Origin of the sequence: Salinicoccus luteus DSM 17002, assembly GCF_000712035.1 — a bacterium.
In the GTDB taxonomy this organism is placed as follows: Bacteria; Bacillota; Bacilli; order Staphylococcales; family Salinicoccaceae; genus Salinicoccus; species Salinicoccus luteus.
In genome coordinates, this window is the sequence record NZ_JONV01000010.1 from 132,438 (window position 1) to 149,187 (window position 16,750).

Below are 16,750 nucleotides of genomic sequence, written 5' to 3' on the forward strand. Positions count from 1 at the left end.
GGGTTGGATGATACTGGATCATAGAGGGGACATCATATATAAATCCGCGGGCGTGGACGCGGCGCAGCCGCTGTGCCACCGCTGCGGGAACAGGAACAGACGATATTTCTACACCTACTATGCAGATTTCCATGAAACAAGGGTCATGTACTGCATGAAATGCGTCAGCCTGGGACGCTCGGACAGCATTGCACCACTGAAGTGCAAAGCCACCGAAAGGAAGGCCGAGCCGACGCCCTATGGACTCGATTTCGAGCTCAGTGGACAGCAGTCCCATGCTTCGGAGCGGATTCTGGAAACAGTGAAGAAGGGGGGATCACTGCTGCTCTATGCGGTGACGGGCGCCGGCAAGACGGAAATGACCTTTGAAAGCATCGGGTGGGCACGCGGGGAGGGATTGAACGTGGCCTTCGTCTCTCCGAGGATCGATGTGGTGAAGGAAGTGCATATGCGCCTTTGTGGAGCCTTCCGATCAAGCGGGATCGATTTGATGTATGATGGTGTGAAGCAGGTGTCCAACCATCATTTTACGGTATGTACAGTCCATCAGCTGTATAACTTCATCGACCACTTCGACTGCATCATCGTGGACGAAACGGATGCATTCCCGTTGCCACAGGACCCGCTCCTCATGCATGCAATCCGTCGTGCGGCCACCGGGCAGGCATCCTTCATATTCATGACGGCGACACCTTCCAGACAGCTGGTCAGGGAGGTGGGGGATGAAAACATCATCACACTGCCGAGGCGGTATCATGGACATGACCTGGCTGTGCCGAAGATGGTCTGGCATAATGTCGCCCGGGATGTCGGCCGAAGACGCCTTCCCAAAAAGCTGATGGCGCTCATCAGGAACATCCTGGAAGAAAAGAGGCGTGTACTCATATTCATACCGGAAATCGCCATGATGGAGGCGCTCTTCACTCTCGTCAAAGCCCATTTCCCAGCCTCTGCATCGGTCCATAGCGGGGATCCCGACAGAGGCGGGAAGGTGGAGCGGATGCGCATGGGGGAAATAGAAGTGATGCTGACGACGACGATCCTCGAGCGGGGTGTCACTTTCGACCGGCTCGATGCCATCATCATCCATGCGGAAAGGTTCAATGCTGAAAGCCTCATCCAGATGTGCGGGCGCGTGGGGAGGAAGCCGACGGACCCGGTCGGCCGCATCTGGTTCATCGCCCATCATCAGAGTTCTGGAATCAGACGGACCATCCGTACAATCCGCGATCTCAACCAGAGGACGGTGGTGGGATGATCTGCTACTTCTGCCATGAAGCATTGTCGGAAGAGGTGGATATCGCCACCCTCTTCAAGAGGCAGGGGCCACTTTGCCGTAAATGCCGGACGGAACTCTCCAGGTGGCGTGAGGGGAAACGCTGCGATTTCTGCCACAGATTGATGCAGGAGCAGGAGGCAGGGTGTCTGGACTGCCTGTTCCTCTCCGGACGTTTCAGGCCGCCAAACAGCATCGCCTGCCTGCTCGACTATAATGCAGCGGCAAAAATGCTTTTCCACCGCTATAAGTTTATGGGGGACTGCGCCCTCGCTGAAGTGCTTGCGATGTTTCTCGGCACGAGTTTCCGGGAATATGAAGTAATCATACCAATACCCATTTCGAAGGCGAGGATGAAGGAGCGGGGCTACGACCAGACCACCATGGTGCTTGATGCGAAAGGTTTAAAGTACAGCAATTTTCTCGAGGCAGAGGACAGGCAGCGGCAATCCACTCTCAGCAAGATGGAGCGGGCCCGGGGAGAAAACCCGTTTCATCTGAATTGCCGCCGCGGTGATCTGGCAGGCAAGCGCATCCTTGTGATAGATGACATCTATACGACCGGCATGACGGTGCATCAGGCATTGGAGAAACTATACACCTTTTCCCCCGCCGCCATCGATGTGTTAACGTTTTCAAAAGCCTGAACGGTTTGGTATAATGGAAATAGGAAGAATAACGTACCTAAGGAGGGGTTTCACCATGATCAGATGTGAAATTCGTGGAGAAAATATCGAAGTGACGGACGCCATCAGAAGCCACATTGAGGAGAAAGTGGGCAAGCTGGAACGTTACTTCACAAATGCTCCAAATACACATGCCCATGTCAACATCAAGACGTACGGCAACAAGAAGGGCAAAGTTGAAATCACTATTCCTATGAAAGACCTGACATTACGCGCTGAGGAAAGGCATGATGATCTGTATGCGGCTGTCGACCTCATCATAGACAAGCTGGAGAGGCAGATCAGAAAGCATAAGACGAAGATCAACCGTAAATTCAGGGAGAAGAACCCGGAACAGGAATTCTTTGCAGCGCTGGAAGCGGGCGCGAATGGCACGGAGGAAGAGGAAAGCGATGAAGGCATCGATATCGTGCGTTCCAAGCAGTTCCAGTTGAAGCCGATGGATTCCGAAGAGGCGGTACTGCAGATGAATATGCTCGGCCATGACTTCTTTATCTTCAATGATAGGGAAACGGAAGGCACAAGCATTGTCTATAGACGCAATGACGGCAAATATGGCCTGATTGAAACAAATGAAGGAATCTGATGAACGATTTCAATCCATATTGACAGGAATCCCTGACTGCATGCAGTCAGGGATTCCTTATGATTGGATTCATTTTATTTTTACCCTATTTAGTGATATTATTATGAAATGAATTAACAGTGAGATAGAGCGAGGGAGAGAAATCCATGGGTATTTTGGATAAGATCTATGACGGCAATAAACGGGAGCTGAAATCTCTCCGCAAGGTTGCCGATAAAGTGGAAGACTATAAAGCGGATTTCACCAAGATGAGCGATGAACAGCTCAGGGCGAAGACGGAAGAATTCAAAGCGAGGCTGGAAGATGCGAAGGACGAGAAGCAGCAGGAGAAGATGCTTGATGACATGCTCCCCGAAGCATTTGCCACAGTACGGGAAGCATCAAAGCGTACATTGGGACTGGAACCTTATCCTGTACAGATTATGGGTGGTGTGACCCTTCATAAGGGAGATATCGCCGAGATGAAGACAGGTGAAGGGAAGACCCTTACGGCGACGATGCCGGTGTACCTGAATGCTCTGACCGGAAAGGGTGTCCATGTCATCACGGTCAACGAATACCTGTCCGCAACGCAGATGGAGGAAATGTCGGTCCTGTATAATTTCCTCGGCCTCAGTGTTGGGCTGAATCTGAATGCGAAGAACAGTGAGGAGAAGCGGGAAGCCTTTGCTGCCGACATCACCTATACGACCAACAACGAACTTGGTTTCGACTACCTGAGGGACAACATGGTCACATATAAGAAGGACCGGGTGCTCAGGGGACTGAACTATGCCATCATCGATGAGGTCGACTCCATCCTGATAGACGAAGCGCGTACACCACTCATCATTTCAGGCAAGGCGGACCAGTCGAATACGCAGTACATCCAGGCGAATGCCTTTGTCAAAATGCTGAAGGAAGACGAGGATTTCACCTACGACGTCAAAACGAAGAATATCCAGCTCAATGATGAAGGGATGGAGAAGGCGGAGAAATGGTTCAAGGTGGAGAACCTCTATGATGTGAAGCACGTGAACCTTCTGCATCACATCAATCAGGCGCTGAAGGCGCATTTCTCCATGCAGCGTGACATCGACTACGTAGTGGAAGATGAGAAGATCGTCATCGTCGACCAGTTCACTGGCCGTAAGATGAAAGGGCGGCGCTTCTCGGATGGCCTGCACCAGGCGATCGAAGCCAAGGAAGGTGTAGACATCCAGAATGAGTCGAAGACGATGGCGTCCATCACATTCCAGAACTTCTTCAGGCAGTTCAATAAGCTCTCCGGTATGACGGGTACGGCGAAAACCGAGGAGGAAGAATTCCTCAACATATACAACATGAAGGTCACCATGATTCCGACAAACAGACCGATTGCCAGAATCGACCGTACGGATAAGATCTATTCGACGAAGGAATACAAGTTCAAGCATGTCATCGATGAAGTTGTGGAAAGATACCGCAAAGGTCAGCCGGTACTCATCGGGACAGTCGCCGTCGAAACGAGTGAGTACATCTCGGAAATGCTGCGTAAAAAAGGCATCCGGCATAATGTGCTCAACGCGAAGAACCACGAAAGGGAAGCGGAGATCATTGCGAATGCAGGCAAGAAGGGCGCGGTGACGATCGCAACAAACATGGCCGGACGCGGTACGGACATCAAGCTCGGTGAAGGTGTCAAGGAGGTCGGCGGCCTCGCTGTCATCGGTACCGAACGGCATGAGTCGAGACGTATAGATGATCAGCTCCGTGGACGTGCAGGCCGTCAGGGGGATGTCGGCATCAGTACATTCTATCTGTCACTTGAAGATGACCTGATGAGACGGTTTGGTTCCGAGCGCATGCAGAATACGATGCAGCGCCTGGGTATGGCCGAGGAGGAACTGACTTCCAAGATGATCGCCAGGGCAGTCGAATCTGCACAGAAGCGTGTCGAGGGGAACAACTTCGACTCCCGGAAGAAGCTGCTTGAATATGACGACGTACTGAGGCGGCAGAGGGAGATCATCTATGAAGAAAGAAATGAAATCATCGACAAGGAGGATGTGCGCGAGCAGCTTATGGGGATGATCGAATCCTCAGTCGAACGCACAACGAACTATTATATACTTGAAGATGAGGAACTGAGGGACTATGAGCAGTTCATCAAGACGGTGGAAGACATGTACCTGACTGAAGAATCCATCGAAATCAGCGATGTCAGGGGCAAGGAGAATGAGGAGATTGTTGCGCTCATTCTCGAAAAGATTGAAAATGAACTGGCTGCGAAGGAAGAGCGGCTCGGTTCCGATAAAATGAGGCTGTTCGAACGGATGATGATGCTGCGGACGATCGACCAGAAGTGGGTCGAGCACATCGACAGCATGGACCAGCTCAGGACAGGCATCCACCTCCGTTCCTATGGGCAGATCAATCCGCTTCGGGAGTATCAGAATGAAGGCCTTCAGATGTTCGAAGACATGCTTGTCTCCATCGAAGATGATACTGCAAAGTATGTCATGAAGACGGAAGTCAAGTCCGATGAAGAAATCAGGCGCGAACAGGTCATCGACAAGGGTGAAATGCACGCAGGAGACAGCAAGGAGAAAGTGAAGAAGGGGCCGGTCAAAAAAGAGATGAAGGTCGGCCGCAATGATCCCTGCCCATGCGGTTCAGGGAAGAAATATAAAAATTGCCATGGTAAATAGGTGAAAGAGGGATATTTATGGAACTGTATGAGATAAGAAATTTCATTGCGGACATGCACGGGAAACTTGATGACTTTAGGGGGTCTCTTTGACTTAGAGGAAAAAGAGATTCAGATCAGGGAGTATGAGGAAAGGATGGCCGATCCTGGCTTCTGGGACAACCAGGAGGAGGCGCAGCAGGTCATCGACAGCAACAACAACCTTAAAAGAGTGGTGGACGAATTCCATAACATCGAAGCCGCTGTCGAGGATATTGAAGTTTCACACGAACTGCTCAAAGAAGAGAACGATGAGGATATGTACCGTACGCTGGAAGAAAATGTTGACCAGGTCCGTGCGCAGATCGAAGCATTTGAACTCAACATGCTGCTGAACAACGAGCATGATGAGCTGAATGCGATCCTCGAACTCCATCCCGGTGCCGGTGGCACGGAGTCTCAGGACTGGGCGGAAATGCTGCTGCGGATGTATCAGCGTTATGCCGACCAGCAGGGATTCAAAGTCGAGACGCTCGACTATCAGGCTGGGGACGAGGCCGGCGTCAAAAGTGTTGCACTGCTGATCAAGGGCCTCAACAGCTATGGTCTGCTGAAAGCCGAGAAGGGCGTCCATCGCCTGGTACGCATCTCGCCATTCGATTCATCAGGCAGACGGCACACTTCCTTTGTTTCTTGTGAGGTCACACCACAGTTTGAGAACCAGGACATCAAGATTGAAGTGAAGCCGGAAGAAATCAGTGTCGATACCTACCGTGCAAGCGGGGCCGGCGGTCAGCACGTAAATACAACCGATTCGGCAGTGCGCATCACCCACCATCCGACCGGTATCGTCGTCACGTGCCAGAATGAACGCTCTCAGATCAAAAACCGTGAACAGGCGATGACGATGCTGAAATCGAAACTGTATCAGAGGCAGCTTGAAGAGCAGCGGGCAGAGATTGATGCCATCAAGGGTGAACAGAAGGAAATTGGATGGGGAAGCCAGATCCGTTCCTATGTGTTCCACCCCTACTCCATGGTCAAGGACCATCGTACGAACATGGAAGTTGGCAATACCGACAAGGTCATGGATGGTGATATCGGCCCGTTCATCGATGCCTATCTCCGGATGACCATGGATAATGAAGGATAAGACTTGAACGCCTGTCCCTTCGGGGATGGGCTTTTTTATGCCGAATAAGCCGCCTCTTTTACCATTTGTGCAATGCCGTGGAGGAGGAGCTGGAACTGCATTGCACTCAAGGGACAATGGTGGGATACAAGTCTTGGGGAAGGGATGCAAAGGCCGAAAGTGTCAGAATCCTGTATGAAAATTGCACAATGGTGTTTGAATACTTGCAGTCCGGGGGTATGGTGCTAATATAAACAATTATATTGGCAAAGGAGACAGGCTGATGAAGAAGTTTTGGTTACTTATGAGTTTTGCGATGGTCCTTGTACTCGGTGCTTGCGGGGGAGATTCCGGCGGAGATTCGGAGGAATCGACTGAAGAAGCGACTACTGAGGAGACGACTGAAGAGACCACTGAGGAATCAACTGAAGAAAGTACAGAAGAATCCGACAGCGCAGATGCCGGAGATTCCGAACTTGCCCAGGAAGCTTTCCAGCAGAACAACTGCATGAGCTGCCACGGTGAAAATCTGGAAGGTGCAAGTGGTCCAGCACTCACGGATGTAGGCAGCCGACTGTCAGAGGATGAAATCCGTACGACGATCGAAGAGGGCGGTAATGGCATGCCAGCCGGCCTGGTAAGTGATGAAGAGGAATTGGATGCACTCGTACAATGGCTATCCACTCAGACAGGGGAATAATAATATTACAATTCCATCTGTTTGGTTGGAGATTTGAAGCTGTTGAATAACTACAGACATAACGAAAACAGGCTAAGCATGGGGCTTAGCCTGTTTTATTTTTTGGTGGTATTCAAAATAATATATATTACAGCGTATTTCACTCATTTCGTTTACATTACAAGTCAATTACAAACGCCCACAAAGGATTTTTTGTGTGCTATAGTGTACAACGTAGTCAATAAGGACACACCTGAAGACGATTCGACATTTAAAACTTACCCGGTCGGGGACATATATAAACACTAAAATCTAGTTAAGGTTCAAAAGAAATTAGGAGGATTTACTTATAATGAAGAAGACACTCTTATCAGTCGCAACTGTAACAGCACTCACAGGAATTGCATCCCATAATATATCAGCAGCAGAGTACACGGTGGAGAGCGGAGATACGCTATGGAGCCTGGCAAACGAAAATGGCACATCCGTATCCAGCCTTAAGGAAGTCAACGGACTTTCCGGAGATCTCATCATCCCTGGAGATGTAATTGAACTTGATGCAGATGCAGAAGCTACTGAAGAAGCCCCTCAGGAAAATGACGGTACATACGTCATCAAATCTGGCGACACACTCTTTGAAATCGGCCAGAAATTCAATGTAGACTATCAAAAGATCATGGAGTGGAATAACCTCTCCTCTGACCTAATCTATGCAGGCAAGACACTGATCGTAGCTGCAAGTGCAGCACCGGCTACTGAGACTGTAGAAGAAGCACCGGAAGTTCAGGAAGCGCCAGCAGTTGAAGAGGCACCAGAAGTTCAGGAAGCGCCAGCAGTTGAAGAGCAGACGGAAGTTGTAGAGGAAGCACCAGCAGTTGAAGGGACTGTACAGGACCAGCCTTCTGCACCAGCAGCTGAGCAAAATAACAATCAAGCAGCAGAACAAAGAGCAGCAGAACAAAGAGCAGCAGAACAAGCTGCGGCTGAGCAAAGAGCGGCAGAACAAGCAGAAGCTGAGCGCCAGGAAAGAATCCAGCAGCGTGAAGCAGAGCAGGCTGAAGCACAAGAGCAGCAGGCTCAACAGGCACAGTCCCAGCAGGTTTCCACTGGTGGCGGCAATGCAGCTTCCGTTGCACGCTCTGTAGCGGCAGGAAAATCCTACGTTTACGGTGCAAACTCCGCTTCTGCAGTAGACTGCTCTGCACTTGCACAACAGTTCATGCAGGCCTATAAAGGCAAAAGCATTCCAAGGACTGCTGCTGGACAAATGGCAGCAGGCACACAAGTATCCAATCCACAGGCGGGCGACCTTGTATTCTTCAACGGCGGCTCCCACGTTGGCATCTACATCGGCAATGGCCAGATGATCGATGCACTCAACCCTTCCGAAGGCGTTGGCCAGCGTTCTGTAAGCTATGTACACGGTACAGTAGACGGATACTTCAGATACTAATATATTTGAAATCTTCAAGGCCGGAACTTTGTTCTGGCCTTTTTTGCATGCTTAAAACAATGTAAGCATGCGCCTGTTATGTTAAACTAATCTAAATAAATCATAAGGTATGTTGAATGATGAAAATGAAAAATATAATCATAATAGCGTTACTGGCAGTATTCTTTTTTCTGATTGGCGCAAGCATTGCAGCGGTGGTGAACATGTCTGAGGAAGGGCTCAAGGAGCAGTCGCTTCAGACGCTCCAGGATTCGGAAGGTCGCGACAATCACCATGCCGTCGGCATGAATATCATCGAAGAGCCGGTCGAGGGCGTCCGGAATGATGCGGAGTCGCTTGAAACAATCATCCAGTCGAACGAGGTGACGGTCATCAACTTTTTCGCCTCCTGGTGTGATCCATGCCGGAGGGAGACGCCGGAACTGAACGCATTCCACGAATCCAACCAGGAGCGCCCGGTTGGGATCGTCGGCATCAATGTCGATGACAGGGCGGACAACAGGGATGCCTTTCTGGAGGAGTTCGAAGTGGCATATCCGGTATTCGAATTTGCAGATGAGTCCGGATCCATTGAAGAATATAATATCCATCTCATGCCGACCACCTTCTTTGTGAATAGTGAAGGCGAAATCATCAGGGCGTATGTCGGCGAAGTGGAGCAGAACCTGATCAATAACTACATCAATTACGTCAAGGAGGCATCCTAATGGGAGTCCATCAGTATTTTAAAAGTTTGAATGATTTGGAGAAGCTGGTCAGATGTCCGGGTAAATTCAAGTACCAGGAGCATAATGTCGCTGCCCACTCATTCAAAGTGACGAAGATTGCACAGTATCTTGGAACGGTGGAAGAGCATCACGGCAGCGAAATCAATTGGAAGAGCCTATATGAGAAAGCGTTGAACCATGATTATCCGGAAATTTTCACGGGAGATATCAAGACACCCGTCAAATATGCCTCGGGAGAGCTCAATATGCTCTTCAAGGAAGTCGAGGAAAGCATGACGACACGATTTATAGAAGAAGAATTCCCGCCCGAATACCAGGACATCTATCTGAAGCGTCTCCGCGAGGGCAAGGATGGGACCCTTGAGGGGCAGATCCTTTCCGTGGCGGATAAGATCGATCTTCTGTATGAATCGTTCGGAGAGATACAGAAGCGGAACCCGGAACCCCTGTTCTTCGAAATATATGAGATGTCCCTGCTCACCATCAAAAAGTTCTCCCATCTTACGTGCGTACAGGACTTTCTCGAGAACATACTGACGGACATGCTGAAAGAGCGGTTCATACCAAAAACGGAACTGATGGATATTACAGAGTCCATCATGAACAAGGAGACCTGATGGATGGCGCTTTACTGGTACATGATGGCAATGGTCGTTCCCGCAATTACCGTTGTTGTATTTGCACGGTTGACGCGCAACAAGTTTTTGGCCGTCCTTTTGACATTCGTCATCTTCGGCGTGTCGATATACCGTGGATTCTATCATTCCGAGTGGGTCATTTTCATCGATGCCATCTCCTTAGTCATCGGCTATATGCTGGTGGAAATATACAGTTTAGACCAAGTGGAAGAGGAATAGAAATAACCGAACAAATGTTTGTTATTTCTATTTTTATTTTGTAGAATAGTGTTTGAGTAAAAAATGGGGGAAGAGTTGAATGGCAAAATTTGAAGTCGTTTCCAAGTTCAAGCCAGCAGGGGACCAGCCAAAAGCGATAAAGGAAATAAGCGAACAGATCAAGTCCGGCAACAGGCATCAGACGCTGCTCGGTGCCACGGGTACGGGCAAGACATATACGATGAGCAAGGTAATCCAGGAGGTCGGCAAGCCGACATTGATCATTGCCCACAACAAGACGCTTGCAGGCCAGCTGTACAGCGAATTCAAGGAATTTTTCCCGAACAATCGGGTAGAGTACTTCGTCAGCTACTATGACTACTATCAGCCGGAGGCCTATGTGCCACAGACGGATACATTCATCGAGAAGGACGCACAGATCAATGATGAAATCGACAAGCTTCGGCACTCTGCGACAAGTTCGCTGTTCGAGCGGGATGATGTCATCATCATCGCTTCGGTCAGCTGCATCTACGGCCTCGGTAATCCGGAAGAGTACAAGGATATGGTCGTGAGTGCGCGGGTCGGCATGCAGATGGACCGCAATGAGTTCCTGCGCAAGCTGGTCGATGTGCAGTATGCACGCAACGACATCGATTTTAGAAGGGGAACATTCCGGGTAAGGGGAGATATAGTCGAAGTATTCCCGGCTTCGAGGGATGAACAGTGCATCCGTGTTGAATTCTTCGGAGATGAAATCGATCGTATCAGGGAAGTGGACTATCTTACAGGAGAAGTGCTCGCCGAGAGGGAGCACTTCGCCATCTTCCCGGCATCCCACTTCGTCACGCGTGAAGAGAAGATGAAAGTGGCGATTGAACGGATAGAGCGCGAACTTGAAGAGCAGCTCCAGATTCTCCGTGAGGACAACAAACTGCTGGAAGCCCAGCGCCTTGAGCAGCGGACGAACTACGACCTTGAAATGATGCGGGAGATGGGGTTCTGCTCGGGAATCGAGAACTACTCCGTCCATCTGACGCTCCGTCCGATGGGTTCGACCCCGTATACACTCCTCGACTATTTTGATGATTTTCTCGTCATGATCGATGAGTCCCATGTCACGCTGCCCCAGATACGCGGCATGTACAACGGCGACCAGGCGAGGAAGAAGGTACTGGTCGACCACGGCTTCAGGCTGCCGAGTGCACTTGACAACCGGCCGCTGAAGTTCGAGGAGTTCGAAGAAAAAACCCAGCAGCTTCTCTACGTTTCGGCAACGCCGGGGCCATTTGAAATCGAGCATACGGAGAAGATGGTCGAACAGATCATAAGGCCGACAGGGCTGCTTGATCCCACCATCGATGTCCGGCCGACCGAGCATCAGATCGATGATCTGCTTGAGGAAATCATCACACGGTCGGAGCGGAATGAACGTGTTCTGATCACTACGCTTACAAAGAAGATGTCGGAAGACCTCACGGACTATCTCAAGGAATCCGGCGTCAAAGTCCAATACCTCCATTCTGAAATCAAGACCCTGGAACGGATAGAAATCCTGAGGGAGCTGCGCATGGGCACCTATGATGTGCTTGTTGGTATCAACCTGCTCAGGGAAGGGCTGGACATCCCGGAAGTCTCTCTTGTGGCGATACTCGATGCCGACAAGGAAGGGTTCCTGCGCTCCAGCCGCTCCCTCGTCCAGACGATCGGCCGTGCGGCACGGAATAGTAATGGACATGTCATCATGTACGGTGACAAGATCACCGATTCCATGCGGTACGCATTGGATGAGACACAGCGCCGGCGTGACACGCAGATTACCTATAATGAAGCACATGGCATTACACCACAGACCATCCAGAAGGAGATCCGCGACACGATCAGTGCCCAGGTCGACCTGAAAGAGGACGGCAGAAAGAAAGACGGCAAGAAGAAAGGCAAGATGACGAAGAAGGAAAGAGAAAAAATAATGGCTCAGCTGGAAGCAGATATGAAGCAGGCGGCCAAGGAACTCGATTTCGAAGCTGCCTCAGAGTTGAGAGACGCATTGTTTGAGCTGAAAGCAGAAGGGTGATCATTTTTGAAAAATAAGAATATCAGCATCAGAGGTGCAAGACAGCATAATCTGAAGAATATCAATGTCGATATTCCGAGGGATCAGCTGGTGGTGATGACAGGCCTGTCCGGTTCCGGCAAGTCTTCGCTTGCTTTCGACACCATCTATGCAGAAGGGCAGCGGCGCTATGTCGAGTCACTGAGCGCATATGCCAGACAGTTCCTCGGACAGATGGAGAAGCCGGATGTCGATTCGATTGAAGGGCTGTCCCCAGCCATTTCCATAGACCAGAAGACAACGAGCAACAACCCCCGTTCCACCGTATCGACGATTACGGAAATCTACGATTATCTGCGCCTGCTCTATGCCCGTGCCGGAACCCCGTATTGTCCAATCCATAACATAGAAATCACTTCGCAGACGATCCAGGAGATGGTGGACCGTGTCATGGAACTGCCTGAACGGACAAAGGTTCAGCTTTTCGCCCCGGTCATCAAAGGACGAAAGGGCATGCATGAAAAGGTCTTCGAGGAGCTGGCAAAGGAAGGGTATGCCCGGGTCATCGTCGATGGCGGGATGTATGATATCGAATCTGTGCCGGAACTTGAGAAGAATAAGAAACATGATATAGATGTCGTGGTCGACCGCCTTGCAGTGAGGGAGGGCATCGAGTCCCGGCTGAGTGATTCACTGCAGACTGCACTCATAAAAGGCGAAGGCAACGTAACAGTCAATGTGATCGATGGCGATGACATGCACTTTTCAGAGCATTTCTCATGTCCGGAATGCGGATTTACACTAACGGAGATGGAGCCGAGGCTGTTCTCATTCAATGCACCTTATGGTGCCTGCCCGGATTGTGATGGACTCGGAATGAAGATGGCCGTGGATGAGCGCCTGGTCATTCCAGATGACTCCCTGACCCTGGAAGATGGGGCCTTCGCTCCGTGGCAGCCGATCAGTTCTGACTATTATCCGACGCTGCTCAGGCAGACATGCGAACATTTCGGCATCGATATGAAGACGCCCTACAAAGAGCTGTCGAAGAAGGAGAAGAACCTGCTTCTATATGGTTCGAAAGGCGAGATGGTCAACTATGAATTCAGGCAGAGCAATGGCATCGTCCGCCAGCGCAGGATGCCGTATGAGGGCCTCGTCAACAATATCGAACGGAGATACAAGGAGAGCCCTTCCGAATATACACGGGGCATCATGAGCACGTATATGAGGGAGATCGAATGCAAGACATGTGCCGGTTACCGTCTGAATGAAGAGGCATTGGCCGTCAAGATCGATGGCCGTCACATCGGCGCGGCAGTGGATGAGCCTGTCAAGGAGGCGTTGGCGTTCTTTACAGGCCTTGAGCTGTCCCCGAAGAACAGGCAGATTGCAGCTCCGATACTGAAGGAAATCAATGAACGTCTGACGTTCCTGTACAATGTCGGGCTCGACTACCTGACACTCAACCGGCGCAGTGGCACGCTCTCCGGCGGGGAGGCCCAGCGCATCCGCCTGGCAACCCAGATCGGTTCCAGACTGAGCGGGGTGCTGTATATACTCGATGAACCATCGATCGGCCTGCACCAGAGGGATAACGACCGGCTGATCAATACTTTGAAGGACATGCGAGACCTCGGCAATACATTGATTGTCGTAGAACACGATGAAGATACAATGCTTGCAAGCGATCATCTCATCGATATCGGTCCGGGAGCTGGCGAACACGGCGGCCGTGTGATGGCCCAGGGCACTCCCCAGGAAGTGATGGAGGATGAAAATTCCATCACTGGCCAGTATCTCAGTGGCAAAAAGGAGATACCGCTGCCTGAGAGCTACCGCAGGCCCGACAAGAAGCGCGTACTTGAAGTGCGGGGCGCCAAGGAGAACAACCTGAAGAATATCAATGTGAAGGTCCCATTGTCTGTTATGAATGTAGTGACGGGTGTATCCGGCTCAGGAAAGAGTACACTGATCAACGAGATCCTGTACAAGGGGCTGCATTCAAAACTCTATAAGACAAAGCAGGTACCAGGGAAGCACAGGGAAATCAAAGGTGCCGAAAATATAGAGAAAATCATCGATATCGACCAGTCCCCGATCGGCCGGACGCCGCGAAGCAACCCGGCGACCTACACCGGAGTGTTCGATAATATCCGGGATGTCTTCGCCCAGACCAACGAGGCGAAAGTGCGCGGTTACCAGAAGGGACGCTTCAGTTTCAATGTCAAGGGCGGCCGCTGTGAGGCATGCAAGGGTGATGGGATCATCAAGATTGAAATGCATTTCCTGCCTGATGTGTTCGTACCATGTGAAGTCTGTGATGGAAAGCGTTATAATAGAGAGACACTGGAAGTCAAATACAAGGACAAGAGCATTGCAGATGTACTGGCTATGACAGTTGAGGAATCCTACTACTTCTTTGAGAACATCCCGAAGATCAAGCGCAAAATCAAGACGCTACTCGATGTGGGACTCGGTTATGTCAAGCTTGGCCAGCCCGCAACAACACTCTCGGGCGGGGAGGCCCAGCGTGTTAAACTGGCCTCCGAGCTTCACAGGCGTTCCGACGGCAAGTCGCTCTATATACTCGATGAACCGACAACCGGCCTGCATTCTGAAGACATCGGCAAACTGATCACCGTCATACAGAGGCTTGTAGACAATGGGGATACCGTCATTGTGATTGAGCATAACCTCGATGTCATCAAAGTTGCAGACCATATCATCGATCTGGGTCCTGAAGGAGGCGATGGCGGCGGCACAGTGGTCGTCGAAGGATCCGTTCAGGATGTCATGGCCGAAGCAGACAGCTACACGGGCTATCATCTAAAAAAATGGTTGGACAGAAACCACCAGGGGGATTGAAATGGATAACAAAGACCGTATTCTAAAAATGTTGGAAGAGGGCAAGATCACATCCGAGGAAGCAGTGCGTCTTCTCGACGCGATAGAGTCCAAGCCGGACAGGGGACAGACGGCACAGCAGCATGAAAGAAGCACCCGCCAGGAGCAGAACCAGAGCCGGGACTCTGCTGACGAGGATTCGAAGGATGTTTTCCAGCAGTTCATGGGGGAATTCCAGAAATATGTAAACACCGACAAGGCGAATCAGGCCTTCAACCAGGTGAAGAGCAGACTGGAGGGCCAGAAGCAGACGGCGCAGGTCTATAAGACTTTTGAAAAGGCGTTCGACAATGTCAAGAACAGCACAATCGATTCCATGTTCACGCAAGGGTCGAAGAACCGTCTGATCGAAACGGTCGAAGACAGCTACTCGAACATCTCGATCGACATTACGAATGGCAACGTTAAAGTAGTGCCGACGGACAGGGTGACGACAGCGAAATTTGAAGTGACACCGTTCTACCGCAAACTGGACAAGGAAAGGAACTATTTCCAGGACATCATCTGTGAAGTCAAAAATGATGAACTCATCATCGTTTCCGATATCCGGACCGCGCGGGTGAATGTCGAACTCCAGGTGAACCCGTCCATCGTCAACCGGCTGATCATCTCCGGATCGAACGGCAATGTCAGCATCGAGGGACAGGAGTTCAGTGATCTGACTGTGGATCTGCTGAACGGCAACATCACTCTGGACAACACGGCCAGCAACAGCGCCTTCGTACGGACGTCGAGAGGCAACGTCAACGTCAAGGGCGGCGCCCACGGTGCCCTTGAACTGATTTCAATGGTCGGCACGATCAATACTGAAACACTGAATGCACAGGATGTCACCGTATCATCGAACGGTTCGGTGAACATCTCCCTGCAGGACCGTACCGAGTCTGCGACGATCAATGCGAACATGGGCAGCATCAATATAAATGTGCCCCATAACCGTGCCCTCGAGGGTCGGTTGAGTACAGTGGTGGGACAGATCAATTATCCGCCGGATCTTGATGCCAGGTTCATGAAATCACAGGACATCGGCTTCAAGGAGCTTATGCTCGTCAATAACAGTGAAGAGAAGGCGCTCCTGCTGGAAGTGGGCACCAAGTTCGGCAGCGTAACGCTGCATCGCAGCTGAATAGGATGATTCATGGCCCGGCTTCCATATGCCGGGCCTTCTTCGTTCTGCTTGCCGCCCACCAGAGGCATCAAATGTGGCTGCCATGTGAAAGAATGGATGGCGCCGGTCATTTTGCCCGCCTTTATCAATTTTCGGCAGAAGACTCCCCCTCTAAGTGAAGCATAGGCGGGAGATGAATGCCGATTGAGGAAACTCAAAAGCCCTTTGTTTCTAAAGCAATGCGAGCCAACTCAAATAATGCTTGTGTGAACGTACTAATCTCATTTTGCTTTTGGTATTCAGTGATTCTCGCTTCCAATTCTTTTGGAAATCGGATGCTTTTCGTAATTCTTTCCACTGTATTCCCTCCTTTTTGATGGTATAATAAATATACCAAAAAGGAGGTGATCATACAATGCACACCCATAAAGCATACAAATTTAGACTCTATCCGAACAAAGAGCAATCCATCCTTATCAATAAAACCATCGGTTGTTCCCGGTTCGTTTACAACCATTTCCTCAATCAATGGAACGAAACGTATAAGGAAACAGGGAAAGGATTGTCGTACGGGAAATGTTCCGCCCAACTTCCTTCTTTGAAGAAGCAGGGAGAAACCGAATGGCTGAAAGAAGTGGACAGCATTGCGCTGCAATCTT

15 protein-coding genes are annotated in these 16,750 nt (G+C 50.5%); 14 read left to right on the plus strand and 1 reads right to left on the minus strand.

What is annotated here, in order from left to right:
- Positions 1–7 precede the first annotated feature (7 nt).
- The 13 genes from BO53_RS0108675 to BO53_RS0108750 all read left to right on the plus strand — a co-directional run bounded on the left by BO53_RS0108675 (position 8) and on the right by BO53_RS0108750 (position 16,109).
- Positions 8–1,258 (plus strand): helicase-related protein, encoded by a 1,251-nt coding sequence (locus BO53_RS0108675; RefSeq protein WP_037342071.1) that lies wholly within the window; start codon positions 8–10, stop codon positions 1,256–1,258.
- Positions 1,255–1,923: a ComF family protein gene (locus tag BO53_RS0108680; RefSeq protein ID WP_031547321.1), complete on the plus strand. Its 669-nt coding sequence runs from the start codon at positions 1,255–1,257 to the stop codon at positions 1,921–1,923. Before BO53_RS0108675 ends, BO53_RS0108680 begins: the two co-directional genes overlap by 4 nt.
- Before the next feature lie 55 nt (positions 1,924–1,978).
- A complete protein-coding gene (gene hpf / locus BO53_RS0108685; RefSeq protein ID WP_031547323.1) occupies positions 1,979–2,548 on the plus strand; it encodes a ribosome hibernation-promoting factor, HPF/YfiA family in 570 nt (189 codons plus the stop codon).
- A gap of 146 nt (positions 2,549–2,694) precedes the next feature.
- Complete coding sequence (secA, locus tag BO53_RS0108690; RefSeq protein WP_031547324.1) at positions 2,695–5,217, plus strand: preprotein translocase subunit SecA; 2,523 nt, start codon at positions 2,695–2,697, stop codon at positions 5,215–5,217.
- Positions 5,218–5,234: 17 nt separating this feature from the next.
- A protein-coding gene (gene prfB / locus BO53_RS0108695) for a peptide chain release factor 2 (protein ID WP_169738745.1) occupies positions 5,235–6,348 on the plus strand; the annotation gives its coding sequence in 2 pieces (ribosomal slippage) (positions 5,235–5,306 and positions 5,308–6,348; 1,113 coding nt in all).
- Positions 6,349–6,610: 262 nt separating this feature from the next.
- Positions 6,611–7,027 carry a c-type cytochrome gene (locus BO53_RS0108705; RefSeq protein ID WP_031547326.1) on the plus strand — a complete coding sequence of 139 codons (417 nt, stop codon included), beginning with the start codon at positions 6,611–6,613 and terminating at the stop codon, positions 7,025–7,027.
- A 331-nt stretch (positions 7,028–7,358) separates the two neighbouring features.
- Positions 7,359–8,459 carry a LysM peptidoglycan-binding domain-containing protein gene (locus tag BO53_RS13760; RefSeq protein ID WP_084184986.1) on the plus strand — a complete coding sequence of 367 codons (1,101 nt, stop codon included), beginning with the start codon at positions 7,359–7,361 and terminating at the stop codon, positions 8,457–8,459.
- A gap of 125 nt (positions 8,460–8,584) precedes the next feature.
- A complete protein-coding gene (locus BO53_RS0108725) occupies positions 8,585–9,166 on the plus strand; it encodes a TlpA disulfide reductase family protein (protein ID WP_245608224.1) in 582 nt (193 codons plus the stop codon).
- A complete protein-coding gene (locus BO53_RS0108730) occupies positions 9,166–9,804 on the plus strand; it encodes a YfbR-like 5'-deoxynucleotidase (RefSeq protein WP_031547329.1) in 639 nt (212 codons plus the stop codon). The genes BO53_RS0108725 and BO53_RS0108730 overlap by 1 nt, the downstream gene beginning before the upstream one ends.
- 3 nt (positions 9,805–9,807) lie before the next feature.
- Entirely contained in the window at positions 9,808–10,044 is a 237-nt protein-coding gene (locus tag BO53_RS0108735; RefSeq protein WP_031547331.1) for a DUF2198 family protein, read from the plus strand.
- A gap of 79 nt (positions 10,045–10,123) precedes the next feature.
- Complete coding sequence (uvrB, locus tag BO53_RS0108740; RefSeq protein WP_031547332.1) at positions 10,124–12,097, plus strand: excinuclease ABC subunit UvrB; 1,974 nt, start codon at positions 10,124–10,126, stop codon at positions 12,095–12,097.
- Between the two features lie 6 nt (positions 12,098–12,103).
- Entirely contained in the window at positions 12,104–14,944 is a 2,841-nt protein-coding gene (gene uvrA / locus BO53_RS0108745; RefSeq protein ID WP_031547333.1) for an excinuclease ABC subunit UvrA, read from the plus strand.
- Between the two features lies 1 nt (position 14,945).
- Positions 14,946–16,109, plus strand: coding sequence for a DUF4097 family beta strand repeat-containing protein (locus tag BO53_RS0108750; RefSeq protein ID WP_031547334.1), 1,164 nt, complete (start codon positions 14,946–14,948; stop codon positions 16,107–16,109).
- Between the two features lie 196 nt (positions 16,110–16,305).
- On the opposite strand, the gene BO53_RS14070 is transcribed toward BO53_RS0108750, so the two are convergent.
- Positions 16,306–16,449: a hypothetical protein gene (locus tag BO53_RS14070; RefSeq protein ID WP_169738746.1), complete on the minus strand. Its 144-nt coding sequence runs from the start codon at positions 16,447–16,449 to the stop codon at positions 16,306–16,308.
- Between the two features lie 57 nt (positions 16,450–16,506).
- Between BO53_RS14070 and BO53_RS0108760 the strand changes: the two genes are divergently transcribed.
- Positions 16,507–16,750 (plus strand): helix-turn-helix domain-containing protein (locus BO53_RS0108760; protein ID WP_031547335.1); only part of this gene is annotated, 244 nt, incomplete at its 3' end.

Bases quoted from the DNA above. Each gene is read 5' to 3' on its own strand.
- BO53_RS0108675 (WP_037342071.1), top strand. From the start codon at position 8: ATGATACTGGATCATAGAGGGGACATCATATATAAATCCGCGGGCGTG.
- BO53_RS0108680 (WP_031547321.1), top strand. From the start codon at position 1,255: ATGATCTGCTACTTCTGCCATGAAGCATTGTCGGAAGAGGTGGATATC.
- hpf (WP_031547323.1), top strand. From the start codon at position 1,979: ATGATCAGATGTGAAATTCGTGGAGAAAATATCGAAGTGACGGACGCC.
- secA (WP_031547324.1), top strand. From the start codon at position 2,695: ATGGGTATTTTGGATAAGATCTATGACGGCAATAAACGGGAGCTGAAA.
- BO53_RS0108705 (WP_031547326.1), top strand. From the start codon at position 6,611: ATGAAGAAGTTTTGGTTACTTATGAGTTTTGCGATGGTCCTTGTACTC.
- BO53_RS13760 (WP_084184986.1), top strand. From the start codon at position 7,359: ATGAAGAAGACACTCTTATCAGTCGCAACTGTAACAGCACTCACAGGA.
- BO53_RS0108725 (WP_245608224.1), top strand. From the start codon at position 8,585: ATGAAAAATATAATCATAATAGCGTTACTGGCAGTATTCTTTTTTCTG.
- BO53_RS0108730 (WP_031547329.1), top strand. From the start codon at position 9,166: ATGGGAGTCCATCAGTATTTTAAAAGTTTGAATGATTTGGAGAAGCTG.
- BO53_RS0108735 (WP_031547331.1), top strand. From the start codon at position 9,808: ATGGCGCTTTACTGGTACATGATGGCAATGGTCGTTCCCGCAATTACC.
- uvrB (WP_031547332.1), top strand. From the start codon at position 10,124: ATGGCAAAATTTGAAGTCGTTTCCAAGTTCAAGCCAGCAGGGGACCAG.
- BO53_RS0108750 (WP_031547334.1), top strand. From the start codon at position 14,946: ATGGATAACAAAGACCGTATTCTAAAAATGTTGGAAGAGGGCAAGATC.